The following is a 16,367-nucleotide window of genomic DNA, read 5'->3' on the forward strand; positions in this document are numbered from 1 at the left end:
GAACTAATGGCCGACGCGAGCTATCCCGAGGACCTGCTCTACCACCCCGAGCACGACTGGGCGCGGATCGACGGCGAGATCGCGACGTTCGGGATCACGTGGTTCGCGCAGGACGCGCTCGGCGAGCTGGTCTTCTACGACGGTCCCGACGTCGGCAAGACGATCGCCAAGGACGAGCCGTACGCGGAGCTGGAGTCGGTCAAGGCCGTCTCCGACGTGGTCGCGCCGCTCAGCGGCGAGGTCGTCGAGGTCAACCCGGCGCTCTCGGACGAGCCGGGCGTCGTCAACGACGCGCCCTACGACGGCGGCTGGCTGGTGAAGGTGCGGCTGTCGGACCCGGCCGAGGCCGCGGCGCTGCTCGACGTCGCCGCCTACCGCGAGCTGCTGAGATGACCGCCGTCGCGTCGCTCCCCGACGGCTTCTTCGACCTGCCCGTCGCCGACGTCGACCCCGAGATCGCGGCCGTGCTGCGCGACGAGCTGCTGCGCCAGCAGACGACGCTGGAGATGATCGCCTCCGAGAACTTCGTCCCGCGCGCGGTGCTCGACTGCCAGGGCTCGGTCCTCACCAACAAGTACGCCGAGGGCTATCCCGGCCGCCGCTACTACGGCGGCTGCGAGCACGTCGACGTCGCCGAGCAGCTCGCGATCGACCGCGCCAAGGCGCTCTTCGGCAGCGACCACGTCAACGTGCAGCCGCACTCCGGCGCGCAGGCGAACGCCGCCGCCTACCACGCGCTGCTGAGAGCGGGCGACCGGATCATGGGCCTGGCGCTCGACCACGGCGGCCACCTGACGCACGGGATGCGGCTCAACCTCTCGGGCCGGCTCTACGACGTCGTCCCCTACGGCGTCGAGCGCGACAGCGGCCTGCTCGACATGGAGCGGGTCGCCGAGATCGCGCGCGCGACGCGGCCGCGGCTGATCGTCGCCGGCTGGTCGGCCTATCCGCGCAAGCTCGACCTCGCCGCCTTCCGCGCGATCGCCGACGAGGTCGGCGCGCTGCTGATGGTCGACATGGCGCACTTCGCCGGGCTCGTCGCGGCCGACCTGCACCCCAACCCGGTGCCGTTCGCCGACGTCGTCACGACGACGATCCACAAGACGCTCGGCGGCGCGCGCGGCGGCATGATCCTCTGCCGCGCCGAGCACGCGAGAGCGATCGACTCGGCCGTCTTCCCGGGCCAGCAGGGCGGGCCGCTGGAGCACGTCGTCGCGGCGAAGGCGGTCGCGCTGAAGATCGCCGCCTCGCCGCAGTTCCGCGACCGTCAGCTGCGCACGGTGCTCGGCGCCAAGGCGATCGCGGCGGCGCTGACCGAGGCCGGCGACGTCGGCGTCTGGTCGGGCGGGACCGACGTCCACCTCGTCGTCGCCGACCTGCGCGACTCGCCGCTGGACGGCAGAGACGCCGAGCGGCGGCTGGAGCAGATCGGGATCACCGCCAACCGCAACGCGGTCCCGTTCGACCCGCGCCCGCCGATGGTCGCCTCCGGCGTCCGGCTCGGCACCTCGGCGCTGGCGACGCGCGGCTTCGCCGTCGAGGAGTTCGAGGCGCTGGGGGAGACGATCGCGATCGCGCTCGGCCCCCGCTTCGACGCCGAGCGCGAGCGGCTGCGCGACCGCTGCCGCGCGCTCGCCGAGCGGCACCCGCTCTATCCCGACCTCGCCCGCACGACGATCGCAGGTGCCCGATGACGATGTACACGGCCGCGACGACCGCCGATCGCGACGCGATGCTCGCGACGATCGGCGTGCCGGAGCTCGACGACCTGTTCGCCGCGATCCCGCCGGCGCTGCGGCTCGACCGCCCGCTCGACCTGCCGGCGGGGCTGGGCGAGCAGGAGGTCTTCGCCCACCTGCGCGAGCTGGCGGCCCGCAACGTCAGCACCGAGGACGAGCTGTCGTTCCTGGGCGGCGGGATGTACGACCACTACGTCCCCGCGTTGATCGACATGCTGATGTCTCGCTCGGAGTTCCTGACGCCGTACACGCCCTACCAGCCCGAGGTCTCCCAGGGCGGGCTGCAGGTGATGTTCGAGTACCAGACGGCGATCTCGGAGCTGACGGCGCTGCCGGTCGCCAACGCCTCGGTCTACGACGGGCCGAGCGCGCTCGCGAGCGCGGCCTACCTCGCCAAGCTCGCCAACGGACGGCGGCGCTACGTCGTCTCCGCGGGGGTCCACCCGGACGCGCGCGCGACGCTGCGCACCTACGCGCGCGGCTTCGGCGCGGAGGTCGTCGAGGTGCCGTTGCGCGACGGCGTCACCGACCTCGACGCGTGGCGCGCGGCGACGGACGGCGAGACCTGCGCGGTGCTGTTCCAGAATCCGAACTTCTACGGGGCGGTCGAGGACGCGGCCGCGCTGGCGGAGGTCGGCGCGGCCGACGACGGGCCGGTCGTGATCGCCTCCTACGACGCGATCACGCTCGGGATCGTGACGCCGCCCGGCGACTGCGGCGTCGACGTCTGCGTCGGCGAGGGGCAGCCGCTCGGCAACCGGCTCGACTTCGGCGGGCCGTCGTTCGGCTTCTTCGCCGCGACGCAGGAGCACATCCGCCGCATGCCCGGCCGGATCGCGGGCGAGACGGTCGACGCCGAGGGTCGGCGCGGCTTCGTGCTGACGCTGCAGACGCGCGAGCAGCACATCCGCCGCGAGAAGGCGACCTCCAACATCTGCACCTCGCAGGCGCTCAACGCGCTCGGCGGCGTCGTCTACCTGTCGTGGCTGGGACGGCGCGGGCTGGTCGAGCTGGGCGAGCTGCTGCTCGCGCGCACGCACTACGCGCGCGAGACGCTGACGGCGCTTCCGGGCGTGCGGGCGCTGCACGCGCAGCCGGTCGTGCGCGAGTTCGCGCTCGTGCTCGACGCGCCGGTCGAGGCGGTGATCGAGCGGTGCGTCGCGGAGGGCGTCAACCCGGGGCTGGCGCTGCCGGAGGAGAACGGGCTGCTGGTGGCGATCACCGAGCAGCGCACGCGGGCGGACATCGACCGGCTCGCCGAGGCGCTCGGCCGAGCCGTGGCCGCCGAGTCGACGGAGGTGGCGGCATGAGCGCGCACGCGATCGACCCGCAGCCGCTGCGGACGATCTTCGAGCGCGGCGCGCCCGGCCGGCGCGCCTTCGCGCCGCCGCCGCTCGACGTGCCCGCGCCGCCGGCCGGCGCGCTGCCGGAGCGCTTCCGCCGCGCGGTTGCGCCGCGGCTGCCGGAGGTCTCCGAGCCGGAGCTGGTGCGCCACTACGTGCGCCTGTCGAAGCGCAACTTCGACCTCGACAGCGGCTTCTATCCGCTCGGCTCGTGCACGATGAAGCACAACCCGCGCGTGCACGAGCGGGCCGCGGCGCTGCCGGGCAACGCGCGGCTGCACCCGTTGCAGGCGCCGGCGCGGGCGCAGGGGGCGCTGGAGTTGATGCACGGCCTCCAGGAGGCGCTCGGCGAGATCAGCGGGCTGCCGCACGTCTCGCTGCAGCCGAGCGCCGGGTCGCATGGCGAGCTGGCCGGCCTGCTGCTGACCCGCGCCTACCACGAGGAGCGCGGGGAGCAGCGCACGAAGGTGCTGACGCCCGACACCGCGCACGGCACGAATCCGGCGACGGTCACGATGGCCGGGCTGACCGTCGTGAAGGTGGCGACGAACGCCGACGGCGGGGTCGACGTCGACGATCTGCGCGCGAAGGCCGACTCGTCTGTTGCTTGCCTGATGCTGACGAACCCGAACACGCTCGGCGTGTTCGACGCCAACATCGAGGAGATCGCGAGGATCGTCCACGGGGTGGGGGCGACGCTCTACTACGACGGCGCGAACCTCAACGCGATCATGGGCGTCACGCGGCCGGGCGACATGGGCTTCGACATCGTCCATTTCAACCTGCACAAGTCGTTCACGCAGCCGCATGGCGGCGGCGGCCCGGGCGCCGGCCCGATCGCGGTGAGCGAGCGGATCGCGCCGTACCTGCCGACGCCGCTGATCGTTCGCCGCGACGACGGCTCCTTCGACCTCGAGCACGACGTGCCGAGATCGATCGGCAAGCTGCGCGGCTTTCAGGGCAACTACGGCGTCTTCGTGCGCTCCTACGCCTACATCCGCTCGCTCGGGGCCGAGGGGCTGAGAGAGGCCTCGGAGGTCGCGGTCCTGAACGCCAACTACCTGCTGGCGCGGCTGCGCGCGCTCGGCGTGACCGACCTGCTGCCGCTCGCCTACGGCAGGCTCTGCATGCACGAGTTCGTGCTGTCGGGGGCGCCGATGAAGCGCGAGCTGGGGATCAGAACGCTCGACCTCGCCAAGCGCCTGCTCGACCACGGCGTCCACCCGCCGACGGTCTACTTCCCGCTGCTCGTCGACGAGGCGCTGCTGATCGAACCGACGGAGACCGAGACGAAGGAGACGCTCGACCACTTCGCCGACGCGGTCGCCGAGATCCTGCGCGAGGCCGCCGACGATCCCGAGATCGCCCGCAACGCGCCGCACACGACACCGGTCCGCCGCCTCGACGAGGCCGCCGCGGCGAAGAGGCCGGTGATCCGGCAGCCGCTCGGGGCGTCGGCATGACCGCGACCGGCGTGGACGTCGACGCTGCGCACCGCTGGGAGCGCCTGGTGGAGGTCCACGCCGCCTCGGCGCAGATCGCGCGGCGCACGGCGGTGCTCAGCTCGGCGAGCATCTCCGAGCGGGTCGGCGGCGCGGTCGCGCTGAAGGCCGAGTGCCTCCAGCGCACCGGCTCCTTCAAGCTGCGCGGCGCGCTGGCGAAGCTGCGCGGCGTCGACCGCAGCCGCGGAGTGGTCGCCGGCTCGGCCGGCAACCACGCGCAGTCGCTCGCCTACGCCGCGCGGCGCTACGGCCTCGCCTGCGAGGTCTTCATGCCGGTCGGCGCGGCGGTCTCCAAGCTCGACGCCGTGCGCGCGTTCGGCGCGGTCGTGCAGCAGCGGGGCGCGTCGGTCGACGACTGCGTGGCGCTCGCGCGCGAGCGCGCCGACGAGGCGGGGATGACCTTCGTCCATCCGTTCGACGACGACGACGTGATCGCCGGGCAGGCCGGCGTCGGAGTCGAGCTGGCCGGCGAGGTCGACGAGCTGCGGCGCGTGCTGATCCCGGTCGGCGGCGGAGGGCTGGCGAGCGGCGTCGCGCTCGCGCTGCGCCAGGCGCTGCCGGGGGTCGAGCTGATCGGCGTGCAGGCGTCGGCCTGCGCGCCGTTCGTCGCCGCGTTCGCGGGGGCGGGCGCTGCGCCTGGAAGAGCGGTCGCGGCCGGAACCACGATCGCCGACGGGATCGCGGTCAAGCGTCCCGGGGCCGTCACGCTGCCGCTGCTGAACCGTCTGCTGGACGATCTCTGCAGCGTCGAGGAGGAGGCGATCGCCGAGGCGATGGTGCTGCTGCTCGAACGCTCCAAGCTGCTGGTCGAAGGGGCGGGGGCCGCGGCACTGGCCGCGCTGCTCTCCGGCGTCGCACGGCCGGCCGCGCGCGGCACGACGGTCGCGATCCTCTCCGGCGGCAACGTCGACGTCAGCCTGCTCGCGGCGATCGCCGCGCGCCAGGAGACCCGGGTCGGCCGGCGCGCTCGGCTCTTCACACGGGTCTCCGATCGGCCCGGCGGGATCGCCGGCCTGCTCGACGCGGTCGCCGCCGCGGACGCGAACGTGATCGACGTCGACCACGTGCGCGACGGCGTCGAGCTGAGGATCCGCGAGACCGGCGTCGGGCTGACGCTGGAGACGCGCGGCGCCGACCATCTCGGCGACGTGCTCGCCGCGCTGCGCGCCGCCGGCTACGACGTCTCCGTGCGCGGCTGAGGAGACTGTCCCGGCGGAGGGCTGGTCTAGACTCGCCGCAAGCGCATGTCCCAGCCAGGTCTCACGCCGATCCCGCGCAGCCCGCTCTACGAGCAGGTCGCGGAGCGACTGCGCGGCTACATCGAGACGCAGGGGCTGAAGCCGGGCGACCGCCTGATCTCCGAGCGCGACCTCGCCGAGCAGCTCGGCGTCAGCCGCACCTCGGTGCGTCAGGCGCTGACAGCGCTGCGCGTGCAGGGACTGGTCGAGATCAAGCACGGCGACGGCGTCTTCCTGCTGGAGCAGCCTGGCGCGATCGTGCCGACGCTGGCGTCGGAGATCGTCGACAGCGAGGGCGACCACCCGATGATCTGGGAGGTGCGCGAGGCGATCGAAGTGCAGGCGGCCCGTCTCGCCGCACGCCGCAGCAGCGCCGCCGATCGCGCCGCGATGGGCGCGGCGCTGGAGCAGATGGAGCGCTCGATCGCCGCCGGCGACGACGGCATCGACGGCGACCGCGCCTTCCACGCGGCGCTCGCGGTCGCCGCCCACAACCCGTTGCTGCAGCAGCTGACCGAGCAGCTGCTGGGCGTCTTCGACCGCACCTCCGCCGCGTCACTGACGCTCGCCGGTCGGCCGGACGTCTCGCTCGCCGGCCATCGTGAGATCCTCGCCGCGATCGCACGCGGCGACGAGGCCGCCGCCGCCGAGGCGATGCGCCAGCACGTGATGACCTCCGGCCAGCGCGTCGCCGAGCGCTCCGGCGTCGTGCAGAGACGCTAGCTCCACGTGCCCGGTGGGGCGGTGGGGCGGTGGGCTGAGGGGCGTCGGCCGTTTCCGCACCGATGGGGATACGCGGGCGGTCACGACCTGCGCGTCAATCGACCGGTTCATGGCACGCTGCTCTCGTGTGGCACGAATCTCCAGGCCGTGCGCGGCTCGCTCGGGGCCAGCACCCTCGATCCGACACGGGATGAGTGGGCTGTTCGAGCGTGAGCGGGAGCTCGCCGAGCTCGACGCGATGGTCGCGGACGCATCTGCTGGCGCTGGGCGTCTCGCGGTGGTCGAGGCGGCCGCCGGGCTCGGCAAGACGCGCCTGCTGCTTGCCGCGCGCGACCGTGGCCGTGCGGCGGGCATGCAGGTGCTTGCCGCGCGCGCGACGGAGCTGGAGCGCGACTTCCCGTTCGCGCTCGCGCGCCAACTGTTCGAGCCGCCGCTCGCGGCACTCGCAGCGCCGGTGCGCGAGGCGCTGTTCGAAGGCGCCGCCGGATCGGCGCGCAGCGCGGTCGAGACGACCGACCCCGACGCGCCACCGGCGGAGCCGGCCGACGCCTTCGCCGTCCTGCACGGCCTCTACTGGCTGACCGCCGCGTTCGCCGAGCAGCGGCCGCTGCTGCTCGCGGTCGACGACGCGCATTGGTCCGATGCGGCGTCGCTCGACTTCCTCGGGTTCCTGCTGCCGCGGCTCGAGGAGCTGCCGCTGCTGCTCGTCGTCGCGTGTCGTCGCGACGAGCCCGGGGCCGAGCGCGGTCTCGCGCGGATCGCGACCGACTCGCTGGCGCGGCGCCTGATGCCGCGTCCGCTCAGCCCGCGCGCCACGACGGCGCTGCTCGCCGCCGAGTTGGAGCAGCAGCCGGAGGAGGCGTTCGCCGCGGCCTGTCACGAGGTCAGCGGCGGCAATCCCTTTCTGTTGGGCGAGCTGGCGCGAACGATCGCGGCCGAGCGGATCGATCCTGCCGTTGCGCCGGCGTCGCGTGTGCGCGAGCTCGCGCCGGAGCGTGTCACGCGGACCGTGCTCGTGCGCCTCGAGCGGCTCTCTCGCGAGGCCCAGGCGGTCGCGCGCGCCGTCGTGGTGCTCGGCGACGGCGCCGACGGTCCCCTCGCGGCCGAGTTGGCCGGGCTCGACGAGGTGTCGGCGGCGCGCGCGGCCGACGAGCTGCGTGCCGCGGTGATCCTCGACAGGGACGCGACGCTCCGGTTCGTTCACCCGCTGGTGCGAACGGCGCTCGACGTCGAGCTGCCGGCCGGCGAGCGTGCGGCGGCGCACGTGCGCGCGGTGGAGCTGCTGCGCGCACGCGGTGCGAGCGCGCAGCAGCTCGCGGCGCACCTGGCCGCGACGGAGGCGCGCGGCGCGCGCGCGACGGCCGAGACGTTGCTGGAGGCGGGCAGGACCGCGCTCTCGAGTGGTGCGCCGCGTTCGGCGAACGCCTATCTGATGCGGGCGCTGAACGAACCGGCACCGGAGGATCTGCGCGCCGTGATCCTCAGCTCGCTCATGCTCGCGAGCATTCGCGCGCCCGACCGGACGCTGTTCGAGACACTGCTCCCCGAGGTGCTGGCGGAGATGGAACGCGATCCGAGCCTGCGGTCGCGGTGGGCGATCAAGGTCAGCGTGTGGATGACCCTCAACGGTCGCGTCGAGGGTGCGGCACCGTTGCTGGAACGCGCGATCGAGGTCGCGGACGCGCATGGCGACGTCGAGCACGCGTTCCGACTGGAGGCGCAGCTGAGCTTGGTCAAGCCGCGCACGCTGCCCGCCACGCGAGCGCAGCTGGCGCGGTACGTCGCCGGGATCGCGTCCGACAGCCCGTGCGGGCGCCTGCTGGCCGCCTACCAGTCCGAATGGCATGCGTTCGACGGGACCGCCGCCGACGCGACAGAGGCGGCCCGGCGCGCACTCGCCCACAACGGCCGCATCTTCGTCGAGCAGCCGGAGTTCTTTTCTCCCGGCCGACCGGTCCTCGCGCTGCTGCTCGCCGACGAGGTGCGGCTGGCCGACCGCGCCGTCAGACGGGCGCTCGCGATGGCGCGGCAGCGCGGCGCGACGCCTGAGCTGGTCGCCTCGTGGTGGATGAGCTCCGGGGTCGCGTGGGCTCGCGGTGACCTTCCGGCGGCCGACGCGGACGTGCGTCAGGCGCTCGAGGTCGCGCGCCTGGGCAAGCTGCGGTACGCCGAGCTGCCGCTGCGGGCGACGCTCACCACGCTGCTCGTCGCGCGCGGGGAGCTTGCGGCGGCCGAGACCGAGATCGACGCCAGCGGCCTCAGCGACGGCATGCCGAACCCCTTCGTGCTCGTGCTGTGGCTGTTCGCGCGCGGGCAGCTCCGCTTCGCGCAGGGGCGGTTCGAGGAGGCCGCCGCCGACTTCGCGACGCTGGAGCAGTTCGCGGTCGGCTGGGGGGTGATCGGCGTGCCCGCGCCGCCGGTCTACCTCTGCGTCGCGCACGTCGCCGCGGCGCTCGACGACCGCGAGCGCGCGCGGACACTGGCCGACGCCGCGCTCACGCGGGCGCGGCGGTGGGGCGCTGCGCCGCTCGTCTCCTCCGCGCTGCGCGCGCGGGCGGCGACGCTCGACGACGGCGCCCGGATCGCGGCGCTCGAGGAGGCGGTCACGGTGCTCGAACGGTCGACCGCACGACTCGTTCGAGCGGAGGCGCTGACCGACCTCGGCGCGGCTCTGCGCCGAGCGAGGCGACGCGCGGACGCGCGGCCGCCGCTGCGCGACGCACTCGAGCTGGCGCGCCGCTGCGGCGCCGCGGGCCTTGCCCGTCGCGCGCACGACGAGCTGGCGGCCACGGGCGAGAAGGTGCGCCGCTACACGCCGATCGGCGTCGAGTCACTCACCCCGAGCGAGCGCCGCGTCGCCGAGCTTGCCGCGGGCGGGATGACGAACCGCCAGATCGCCCAGACGCGCTTCCTGACCGTCAAGACGATCGAGACGCACCTCAGCTCCGTCTACGACAAGCTCGGAATCCGCTCGCGCCGGCAACTGCCGGCGGCCCTCGGCGAGCCCGCGCAGCAGACAGCGGCGTTCGCCGACATCGACTGACGCCGCCCGCTCGCGCGGGGCGTCGCGCCCGTGTGGGGGAATTCACGGACGCGACGCCGGTCTTCACTTCCAGTCGAGGAGCCGATTCACCGTCACCGGTGCGCTCTCTCTCAGGAAGCTGAAGGTGACTGCGAACGGCACGTTGTCAGTCCATCTCTCGACCTCTATCAAGCCTCGCGTTCTGCCTCTGACCTTGGTCTTCGCGCCGACGGTGAAGTTGAGCGTCCGCAGCTCGACGAACCAGCCCTCGGAGATCTCCTGCAGTCTGTACGGGACTTCGATGTTCAGTCTGTAGCCGAATCTGCCGCTCGTTCTCACGAGCCGGCACTCGAACGCCTCGCTGACGAGCACCGGGTTCTCCGCGAACGCGTGCACGGTGACCACCCCGTCGCCGCCGTTGAAGATCGTGATTCTGCCCGGCACGTTGAAGACGTCGGCGGCCGGCACGTCGGCGCGGAACGAGCCGGCGCCGATCCGCGACCCGGCCGGACAGCCCGCGAAGCTCCCGCGTGCGGCGTTGATCGTCGCGGCGCGGCAGACGGGGAAGAGCCGTCTGTTGAGCGTCACGTGGTCGGGGAAGCGCACGTCGGCCGCTGCGAGGGTCATCGACTGGTCCGGCAGGTCGGGCGACAGCGACGCGCTGACGGCAAGCGTGAGGGGAGTGCCGGGCGCGGCGTTCTGCGGCATGGCCTTTGCGTTGACGGTCGCTCTGGTCGCGAACGCGGCTGGCGCTCCGGCGAGCAGGGCCGCGGCCGCCGCGACGACCCCGACGCCGCACGACAGACGTGAATGGAGGGGCATGTGCGCACCTGCTGACGGTTGGGGGATGGAGCAGACGTTCATCGCCGCCACTATCGGCCGCAGCGGTGTGGGCGCGCTACGGGGATCCGACCCTTAAGTCGACCCTGAGAGCGCGGCGGCTCCATGGTTTCGGCGACCCTTCGTTGGACTCGTCAGGAGGATCGGCATGGCGAGCGGCTGTCGGATCCGTCTCGTCGGGCGCGACCGCTGTCGCGAAGAGGACCGCGAGTTCGTGATCGTGCGCGGCTGTCCGCCCGTGCAGCGCGTGTTCGGGCTGACGCGGTTCGAGCAGCTGCTGCCGTTCGAGGTATAGCGGTTAGACCTCGAACCAGACCAGCGTCCGTCCGCCGTCGCGCTGAACGCCCCAGCGCGAGCTGACCGCGCCGACGATGTCCAGCCCCCAACCGCCGACGGAGCTGTTCTCAACCGCAGCGCCGTCATGCAGCGCCGTGGCCTCGTCGAGCGAGAACCCGATCGCAGCTCGATTGAGCACCTCGACGCGAAGGCGATCACCGTCATCGCTCAGCCGCAGCTCGATCACGTCCTCGCGGCTGAGTCGGCCATGGAGGAGTGCGTTGGTGACAACCTCCGACGTCGCCAGCAAGGCAGCGTCGGCGCGTGGGTCGCCCCTCAACGAGGCGTTCACGGCTGCCCGCGCTTGCGCCGGCGCGTCAGCTGTCGCGACAAGCTCCATGATCATGCTCGACGGCATCGCTTGACGGGGGACTGCGCGAGCCGTGCTCCTTGATCATCCGCTACCCCGAGAAGCTCGATGCCACGCTGTGGGGGCCGGTCCGCGAACAAACGGAAGGTCTGATGGATGCTCGTCGCCGTTGCGGTCGCCGTCACGACCGCGTTACGTCGCGGGCGTCACTGCGTGTCGATGCGGCCGAGCGGGCTGGGGTTGGCGGTCAGCGCGGAGCGCGCGTCGGGCCAGCTCGCGTCCTCGGGGTCGAGCGCGCTGCGCAGGTAGGCCAGCACGTGGTGCCGCAGGAAGGCGACGCGCTCAGGGCTCTCGTCGGTCGTCTCGGCGACCTCGTAGCCGGAGATGCCGCCGAGCGAGTGCTCCCCGTCGAACAGCGTGAGCAGGGCGTCGGCGCCGGGGCTCAGGGTGTACGGGTCGGTCATCCAGTCGGGGCCGCGGACGGTCAGCGGGGAGTCGTCGTGGTCGCCGACGACGACGAGCGCCCGCGTCGTGAGCGTCTCGAAGCTGGGGTTCATGAAGGGGAAGTGCTCGGCGGCGAAGGGCGTCAGGTCGTCGCCGCCGGTGCCGGCCGGGGCGAGCAGGACCCCCGCCTGCACACGCGGGTCCGACAGGTCCTCGCCCGGGGTGCCGTCGGCGTCGAGGACGCGGGCGCCGAGCAGCACGGCCGTCGTCTGGGAGCCGAACGAGTGCCCGGCCGCGACGATGCGGCTGCGGTCGAGCCGGCCCTGGAGGCCCGGGACGGCTGCTTCGACGCGGTCGAGCTGGTCGATCGCGTGTTTGACGTCCTGGACGCGCTGGCGCCAGATCGTCGGCGTGCGCGGATCGTCGGCGGGGATCGCCAGCCGTCGCGAGTCGAGGTAGGTCGGCTGGATCACGACGAAGCCGTGCGCGGCCCAGTGGTCGGTCAGCGGGGCGTAGCCGTCCAGCGACCAGCCGAAGCCGTGCGAGAAGACGAGGATCGGCAGGGCGTCGCCGACGACGGGCGCGGAGACGCGCACGTGGAGATCGGTGCCGCGGCCGGGGGCGTCAAGCACGAGCGGCTTGACGGAGACGATCGGGGCGGGGGAGCGGTCGGTCATGGAGGATTCCTTCGCAGGCCCATGCATCTGCCATCATGGGCGAAGTGGAACAGCGTCCCGTTTCACGATATGGGACGTTGTTCCGTTTTGTCAACGAGGCCGATGAAGGAGCGCGGTGAGCGCCACGGAACGAGACGCGGAGAGCGGGACCCGGCCCAAGCGGGCCGACGCGCGCCGCAACCAGGAGGCGCTGCTGGAGGCCGCTGCAGCCGTCTTCATCTCCTCAGGCGTGGAGGCGCCGGTGCGCGAGATCGCCGCCAAGGCGGGGGTGGGGACGGCCACGATCTACCGCCACTTCCCGACGCGGGCGGATCTGATCGTCGCCGTCTACCGCCACCAGGTCGAGCGCCTCGCCGAGGCCGCGCCCGAGCTGCTGGTCGACAGCGCGACGCCGCACGCCGCGCTCAGCCGCTGGATCGATAGCTTCGTCGACTTCGTCGTCACCAAGCAGGGGCTCGCCGCCGTGCTGCAGTCCGACGACCCCTGCTACGACCCCCTGCACTCCTACTTCGTCGACCGCCTCGTGCCGGTCTGCCAGCAGCTGCTCGACGCGGCGGTCGACGCGGGCGAGATCGTCCCCGGTCAGGCTCCCTACGAGCTGATGCGCGCGATCGGCGGCCTCTGCGCCGGCGGCGACCACCCCGGCTACGACCCGCGCCGCCTCGCGAACCTCCTCGTCACCGGGCTGCGCCGGTCAAGCGACGCGCCGGGCACCCTCCCCGAGACGTGGTCGCGGCCCTGACCGTCGATGCGCTCGTCGATCTGTGCGAGCAGTTCGTGGGCGGGGAAGCCCTCGCGGAGGCCGGAAGTGCTGGAGCTCATGACGCACCAGGGCCGTGTACACCACGTGTACATCAGCCCGTTCCAGGGCGTTCGCGGATGCTCCCGGCACACCGCGGAACCACCGAAGAGGAGTCTGACCGGCGCGGCCTTGGCGGGGCTTGCGGTACCCGGCTCGTTTGGTACCCCCGCGTGGCTGCCATCCGGTGCGCGGTCCCGGCAGCGGGTGCGATCTTCGCTGCGGAGACTAGACAGTCGCGTGCCCGAGGCGATCGGCGATGGCGGCGCCGTCGCGGCGTGCGCGGGGAAGGTCTGACAGCGCGGCGATCAGGCCGCGGAGCGCGAAGGTCGCGACGTCGTCGGCGAACTGAGCGGCCCAGGCGGCGCTCTGGCCGTGGTGCATGCTGATCGTGATCAGGTTCAGCCCGGAGATCACCCGCTGGGCGAAGTCGGGGTCGATCGGCACGAACTCGCCGCCGTCGATGCCCTGGCGGACCAGGTCTGCGATCGCGTCGTGGAGCGTGTCGAGCCGCCGGCGCCAGTCGGCCAGCTCGGGCGCGTTGAGGATGTCGTCGGAGTAGAGGCCGGCGAGGTCGTACGGCGAGGTCGCGAGGAAGCGAGTGTCGAAGTAGACGTAGCCGTAGAGGCGGGCGGCCGCCGAGCCGCCGTCGCGGGCCAGCTGCGCGACCGGCTCGGCCACGCGGCCGAGCGAGTGGTCGAGCAGCGCCTCGGCGATGCTCGCCTTCGAAGGGAAGTGGTGGAAGAGAGAGGGCTGGCGGATGTCGACCAGCGTCGCGATCTCACGCGTGGAGGTGCCGCCGTAGCCTCTGGTCGCGAACAGCGTCGAGGCGGCGCGCAGGATGCGCTCGCGCGTCGACAGGCCGGCCCAGTCGCCGTCGCCGTTCCCGCCCGCGCCGACCGACGGTGTGCGGGCAGTCGTCATCGGCGCGCTGCTCGTTCGATCGTCGCTGCGAATGCCCCCACGGCCAGCTCCAGGTCCCGTTCGCTCGAATCCTCGGCGGGATTGTGGCTGATCCCGCCGACGCTGCGGACGAACATCATCGCCGTCGGCACGCCGCTGCGCGCCACCGCGACGGCGTCGTGGAGCGCGCCCGAGACGAGTGCGGGTGCGCCAGCGCTGCGATTGGCGGCGATCGCGGCCTCGCGCGCGGCCGCGACCAGCGGCGGGTCGAAGGCGACGGCGGGGGAGGACCAGACGGGTGCGATCCGCGCTGCGACATGCTCCTCGGCGGCGATCTCCGCGACCGCAGCCGCGATCGCGTCGCCGAGCGCGGCGAGCGCGTCGTCGCGCTCGTGGCGCAGGTCGAGCAGCAGCTCGGCGTGGCCGGCGACGGCGGTCGCGATCCCAGGTTCCAAGCGCAGCGCGCCGCTCGTCGCCAGGCCGCCGGCCTCCACGGCCAGCCTGCGGGCCGCAAGCGCCGCGCGCGCGGCGGCGAGACCGGCGTCGGCGCGCAGCGCCATCGGCGTCGTGCCGGCGTGGCCGGCGCGGCCGTCGAAGACGAGCCGCAACCGGGCGATCGCGACCGCGCCGCTCGGCGCCGCCAGCGGCGCGCCGGACTCCTCCAGCACCGGGCCCTGCTCGATGTGCAGCTCCAGCAGCGCGTCGAGGTCGAGCAGGCGGGCGCGGGCCGCGGGGGCGTCGGCGAGCGTGACGCCGTGGGCGGCGAGCGCGTCGGGCAGCGCGACGCCGTCGCGATCTCGCAGCAGGGCGGCCGCCTCGACGTCGAGCAGACCGGTCGCCGCGGACGAGCCGAGCAGGCTGTGACCGAAGCGGGCGCCCTCCTCGTCGGCCCAGTCGACCAGTCGCAGCGTTGCGTGGTCCCAGCCGGAGCGGGCGGCGGCACGGAGGATCTCCAGCGCCGCGACGACGCCGAGCGCGCCGTCGAGCCAGCCGCCGTCCGGGACCGAGTCGAGGTGGCTGCCGAGCGCGATCACCGGGGCGCCGGGGCGGGCGGGCGTCGTCAGCTCCGCCCACAGGTTGCCGGCCTCGTCACGCTCGATGGTGACGGGCAACGGCGCCAGCTCGCGCACGAGCCATTCGCGCGCGCTGGCCCACCGCTCGCTCCACGCGACGCGCTGGGCGCCGCGCTCGTCGGCGGTCAGCCGCGCCAGCTCGCGCAGGTCGGAGACGACGCGCGCGCCGTCGACGGCGAGCGCGGGCGGCGCGGCGTCGCCCGCCGGTGCCGCCCGGCCCGCCGCGCCGGCGTCGCGCTCAGGCGGCGTCGTCACGCAGCAGCTCCATCGTCGAGCAGTGGATCCCGCCGCCGTTCTTGTGCAGCTCGTCGTAGGGGATCGTGACGACCTCGATCCCGCGCGCGGCCAGCAGCTCTGCGGTGCGCGGCGCGCTCTCGGAGGTCAGCACCCGACCGGGGGAGAGCGTCAGCAGGTTGAGTGCCCACGGCTCCTGCGGATGGGCCCAGATCGTCTCGATCCCGCGCCGCCTGAGGTCGTCGAGGAACGTGTAGGGCAGTCCTTCGGCGTTCACGAGCGCGCGGTCGACGTCGACCATCGCGAAGTGGATGTCGAGGTGGACGACGAAGCCGGGCAGCGGCACGACGATCAGCTCCCAGCCGAAGCGCGCCAGCAGCTCGCGCAGCTGCGCGGCGCCGGCGTCGTTGCAGCGGACGGAGGTGCCGAAGGCGGCCAGGCCGGGGCGCAGCTTCGCGAACGAGCCGCCTTCCAGCGTCGCGTTGCCGACGATCGTGCCGAGGATCGGAAGGCCGCGCGCGGCGACCTCGCGCGTGATCGCCGCCTCCTCGCCGCGGCGCATTCGCGGCGCGAGGCGGCCGACGATCGCCCCGCCGCGGATCGTCACGAGCGGATCGCGCACGTAGACCGACTTCGTGTAGCGGGGGTGCAGCGGCGTGGCGGCGTGCACGACCACCCCCTCGCGCTCGAGCGTCTCGACGAGCCCGCGGTGCTGCGCGTGCACGCGTGACAGCGAAGGCGGCTCGGCGCCGGTCCAGTACCAGCCCCCGGCGGGGTCGACGAGCGCGTCGAGCGACGGCTGGTAGGCGTCGGCGCGGACGGCGCCGAGCTCGTCGCCGGGCGTGCGGACGAGCACCTCGCGCAGCTGTCCGACCTCGTCGGAGGCGCCCCAGCGCTCGCCCCAGACAGCCGCCAGTTCGCCGGCGTCGTCGAACGGCGGCTCGGCCTCGGGAGGCGTCAGCAGCTGGTGGTAGCCGGCGGGAAGCGCGGCGTAGCCGAGGGTGTGGTCCATGGGGCTGAGCTCGTTCCAATCACCGATCGATTGATAGGGCGAGCCGCACGCTAGCACGGCCGCGTCAGCCCGCCAAGTGCGCGTCAGGACATGTCGATAAAGACTTGTACATCGGGACAAAGATCGACATCTGCCCTTGACAGCAGACGCTCCGACGGGTTTCACTGCCGCC

15 protein-coding genes are annotated in these 16,367 nt (G+C 73.3%); 9 read left to right on the plus strand and 6 right to left on the minus strand.

The window, feature by feature from the left end; translation table 11 throughout:
• The 7 genes from gcvH to R7226_RS03515 all read left to right on the plus strand — a co-directional run.
• A partial coding sequence (gene gcvH / locus R7226_RS03485; RefSeq protein WP_318595644.1) for a glycine cleavage system protein GcvH occupies positions 1–393 on the plus strand: 393 nt, incomplete at its 5' end.
• Positions 390–1,694 carry a serine hydroxymethyltransferase gene (locus tag R7226_RS03490; protein ID WP_318595645.1) on the plus strand — a complete coding sequence of 435 codons (1,305 nt, stop codon included), beginning with the start codon at positions 390–392 and terminating at the stop codon, positions 1,692–1,694. The genes gcvH and R7226_RS03490, both read left to right, overlap by 4 nt.
• Positions 1,691–3,049: an aminomethyl-transferring glycine dehydrogenase subunit GcvPA gene (gene gcvPA / locus R7226_RS03495; protein ID WP_318595646.1), complete on the plus strand. Its 1,359-nt coding sequence runs from the start codon at positions 1,691–1,693 to the stop codon at positions 3,047–3,049. Before R7226_RS03490 ends, gcvPA begins: the two co-directional genes overlap by 4 nt.
• Positions 3,046–4,545, plus strand: a complete 1,500-nt coding sequence (gene gcvPB, locus R7226_RS03500; RefSeq protein ID WP_318595647.1) for an aminomethyl-transferring glycine dehydrogenase subunit GcvPB — start codon at positions 3,046–3,048, stop codon at positions 4,543–4,545. Before gcvPA ends, gcvPB begins: the two co-directional genes overlap by 4 nt.
• Positions 4,542–5,783, plus strand: coding sequence for a threonine ammonia-lyase (locus tag R7226_RS03505; RefSeq protein WP_318595648.1), 1,242 nt, complete (start codon positions 4,542–4,544; stop codon positions 5,781–5,783). The genes gcvPB and R7226_RS03505 overlap by 4 nt, the downstream gene beginning before the upstream one ends.
• 45 nt (positions 5,784–5,828) lie before the next feature.
• Complete coding sequence (locus tag R7226_RS03510) at positions 5,829–6,545, plus strand: FadR/GntR family transcriptional regulator (protein ID WP_318595649.1); 717 nt, start codon at positions 5,829–5,831, stop codon at positions 6,543–6,545.
• A gap of 190 nt (positions 6,546–6,735) precedes the next feature.
• Positions 6,736–9,588 carry a helix-turn-helix transcriptional regulator gene (locus R7226_RS03515; protein WP_318595650.1) on the plus strand — a complete coding sequence of 951 codons (2,853 nt, stop codon included), beginning with the start codon at positions 6,736–6,738 and terminating at the stop codon, positions 9,586–9,588.
• Positions 9,589–9,651: 63 nt separating this feature from the next.
• Here the strand turns inward: R7226_RS03515 and R7226_RS03520 are convergent, their stop codons facing one another.
• On the minus strand, positions 9,652–10,389 hold the full coding sequence (locus R7226_RS03520) for a hypothetical protein (RefSeq protein WP_318595651.1): 738 nt from the start codon (positions 10,387–10,389) through the stop codon (positions 9,652–9,654).
• Positions 10,390–10,555: 166 nt separating this feature from the next.
• On the opposite strand from R7226_RS03520, the gene R7226_RS03525 reads away from it, so the two are divergent.
• Positions 10,556–10,702 (plus strand): STAS domain-containing protein, encoded by a 147-nt coding sequence (locus R7226_RS03525; RefSeq protein ID WP_318595652.1) that lies wholly within the window; start codon positions 10,556–10,558, stop codon positions 10,700–10,702.
• 3 nt (positions 10,703–10,705) lie between these two features.
• On the opposite strand, the gene R7226_RS03530 is transcribed toward R7226_RS03525, so the two are convergent.
• Positions 10,706–11,089, minus strand: a complete 384-nt coding sequence (locus tag R7226_RS03530; protein ID WP_318595653.1) for an ATP-binding protein — start codon at positions 11,087–11,089, stop codon at positions 10,706–10,708.
• 170 nt (positions 11,090–11,259) lie between these two features.
• Positions 11,260–12,174 (minus strand): alpha/beta hydrolase family protein, encoded by a 915-nt coding sequence (locus tag R7226_RS03535; RefSeq protein ID WP_318595654.1) that lies wholly within the window; start codon positions 12,172–12,174, stop codon positions 11,260–11,262.
• Positions 12,175–12,289: 115 nt separating this feature from the next.
• Between R7226_RS03535 and R7226_RS03540 the strand changes: the two genes are divergently transcribed.
• Positions 12,290–12,916, plus strand: a complete 627-nt coding sequence (locus tag R7226_RS03540; protein ID WP_318595655.1) for a TetR/AcrR family transcriptional regulator — start codon at positions 12,290–12,292, stop codon at positions 12,914–12,916.
• 285 nt (positions 12,917–13,201) lie between these two features.
• Here R7226_RS03540 and R7226_RS03545 read toward each other — a convergent pair whose 3' ends face one another.
• Genes R7226_RS03545 through R7226_RS03555 form a run of 3 tightly spaced genes read right to left on the minus strand, consistent with a single transcriptional unit; the run spans position 13,202 to position 16,195 of the window.
• Positions 13,202–13,897 (minus strand): TetR/AcrR family transcriptional regulator, encoded by a 696-nt coding sequence (locus R7226_RS03545; RefSeq protein ID WP_318595656.1) that lies wholly within the window; start codon positions 13,895–13,897, stop codon positions 13,202–13,204.
• The gene (locus R7226_RS03550; RefSeq protein ID WP_318595657.1) at positions 13,894–15,204 is read right to left on the minus strand and encodes a hydantoinase/carbamoylase family amidase; all 1,311 of its coding nucleotides are present in this window, start codon (positions 15,202–15,204) and stop codon (positions 13,894–13,896) included. The genes R7226_RS03545 and R7226_RS03550 overlap by 4 nt, the downstream gene beginning before the upstream one ends.
• Positions 15,188–16,195: a dimethylarginine dimethylaminohydrolase family protein gene (locus tag R7226_RS03555; RefSeq protein WP_318595658.1), complete on the minus strand. Its 1,008-nt coding sequence runs from the start codon at positions 16,193–16,195 to the stop codon at positions 15,188–15,190. Before R7226_RS03555 ends, R7226_RS03550 begins: the two co-directional genes overlap by 17 nt.
• Between the last annotated feature and the right edge of the window lie 172 nt (positions 16,196–16,367).

This window comes from Conexibacter stalactiti (genome assembly GCF_033542075.1).
GTDB classification, from domain to species: Bacteria; Actinomycetota; Thermoleophilia; order Solirubrobacterales; family Solirubrobacteraceae; genus Conexibacter; species Conexibacter stalactiti.

What these genes read in the sequence shown, in the direction of transcription:
- R7226_RS03490 (WP_318595645.1), top strand. Translation starts at nt 390, where the DNA reads ATGACCGCCGTCGCGTCGCTCCCCGACGGCTTCTTCGACCTGCCCGTC.
- gcvPA (WP_318595646.1), top strand. Translation starts at nt 1,691, where the DNA reads ATGACGATGTACACGGCCGCGACGACCGCCGATCGCGACGCGATGCTC.
- gcvPB (WP_318595647.1), top strand. Translation starts at nt 3,046, where the DNA reads ATGAGCGCGCACGCGATCGACCCGCAGCCGCTGCGGACGATCTTCGAG.
- R7226_RS03505 (WP_318595648.1), top strand. Translation starts at nt 4,542, where the DNA reads ATGACCGCGACCGGCGTGGACGTCGACGCTGCGCACCGCTGGGAGCGC.
- R7226_RS03510 (WP_318595649.1), top strand. Translation starts at nt 5,829, where the DNA reads ATGTCCCAGCCAGGTCTCACGCCGATCCCGCGCAGCCCGCTCTACGAG.
- R7226_RS03515 (WP_318595650.1), top strand. Translation starts at nt 6,736, where the DNA reads ATGAGTGGGCTGTTCGAGCGTGAGCGGGAGCTCGCCGAGCTCGACGCG.
- R7226_RS03520 (WP_318595651.1), bottom strand. Translation starts at nt 10,389, where the DNA reads ATGCCCCTCCATTCACGTCTGTCGTGCGGCGTCGGGGTCGTCGCGGCG.
- R7226_RS03525 (WP_318595652.1), top strand. Translation starts at nt 10,556, where the DNA reads ATGGCGAGCGGCTGTCGGATCCGTCTCGTCGGGCGCGACCGCTGTCGC.
- R7226_RS03530 (WP_318595653.1), bottom strand. Translation starts at nt 11,089, where the DNA reads ATGATCATGGAGCTTGTCGCGACAGCTGACGCGCCGGCGCAAGCGCGG.
- R7226_RS03535 (WP_318595654.1), bottom strand. Translation starts at nt 12,174, where the DNA reads ATGACCGACCGCTCCCCCGCCCCGATCGTCTCCGTCAAGCCGCTCGTG.
- R7226_RS03545 (WP_318595656.1), bottom strand. Translation starts at nt 13,897, where the DNA reads ATGACGACTGCCCGCACACCGTCGGTCGGCGCGGGCGGGAACGGCGAC.
- R7226_RS03555 (WP_318595658.1), bottom strand. Translation starts at nt 16,195, where the DNA reads ATGGACCACACCCTCGGCTACGCCGCGCTTCCCGCCGGCTACCACCAG.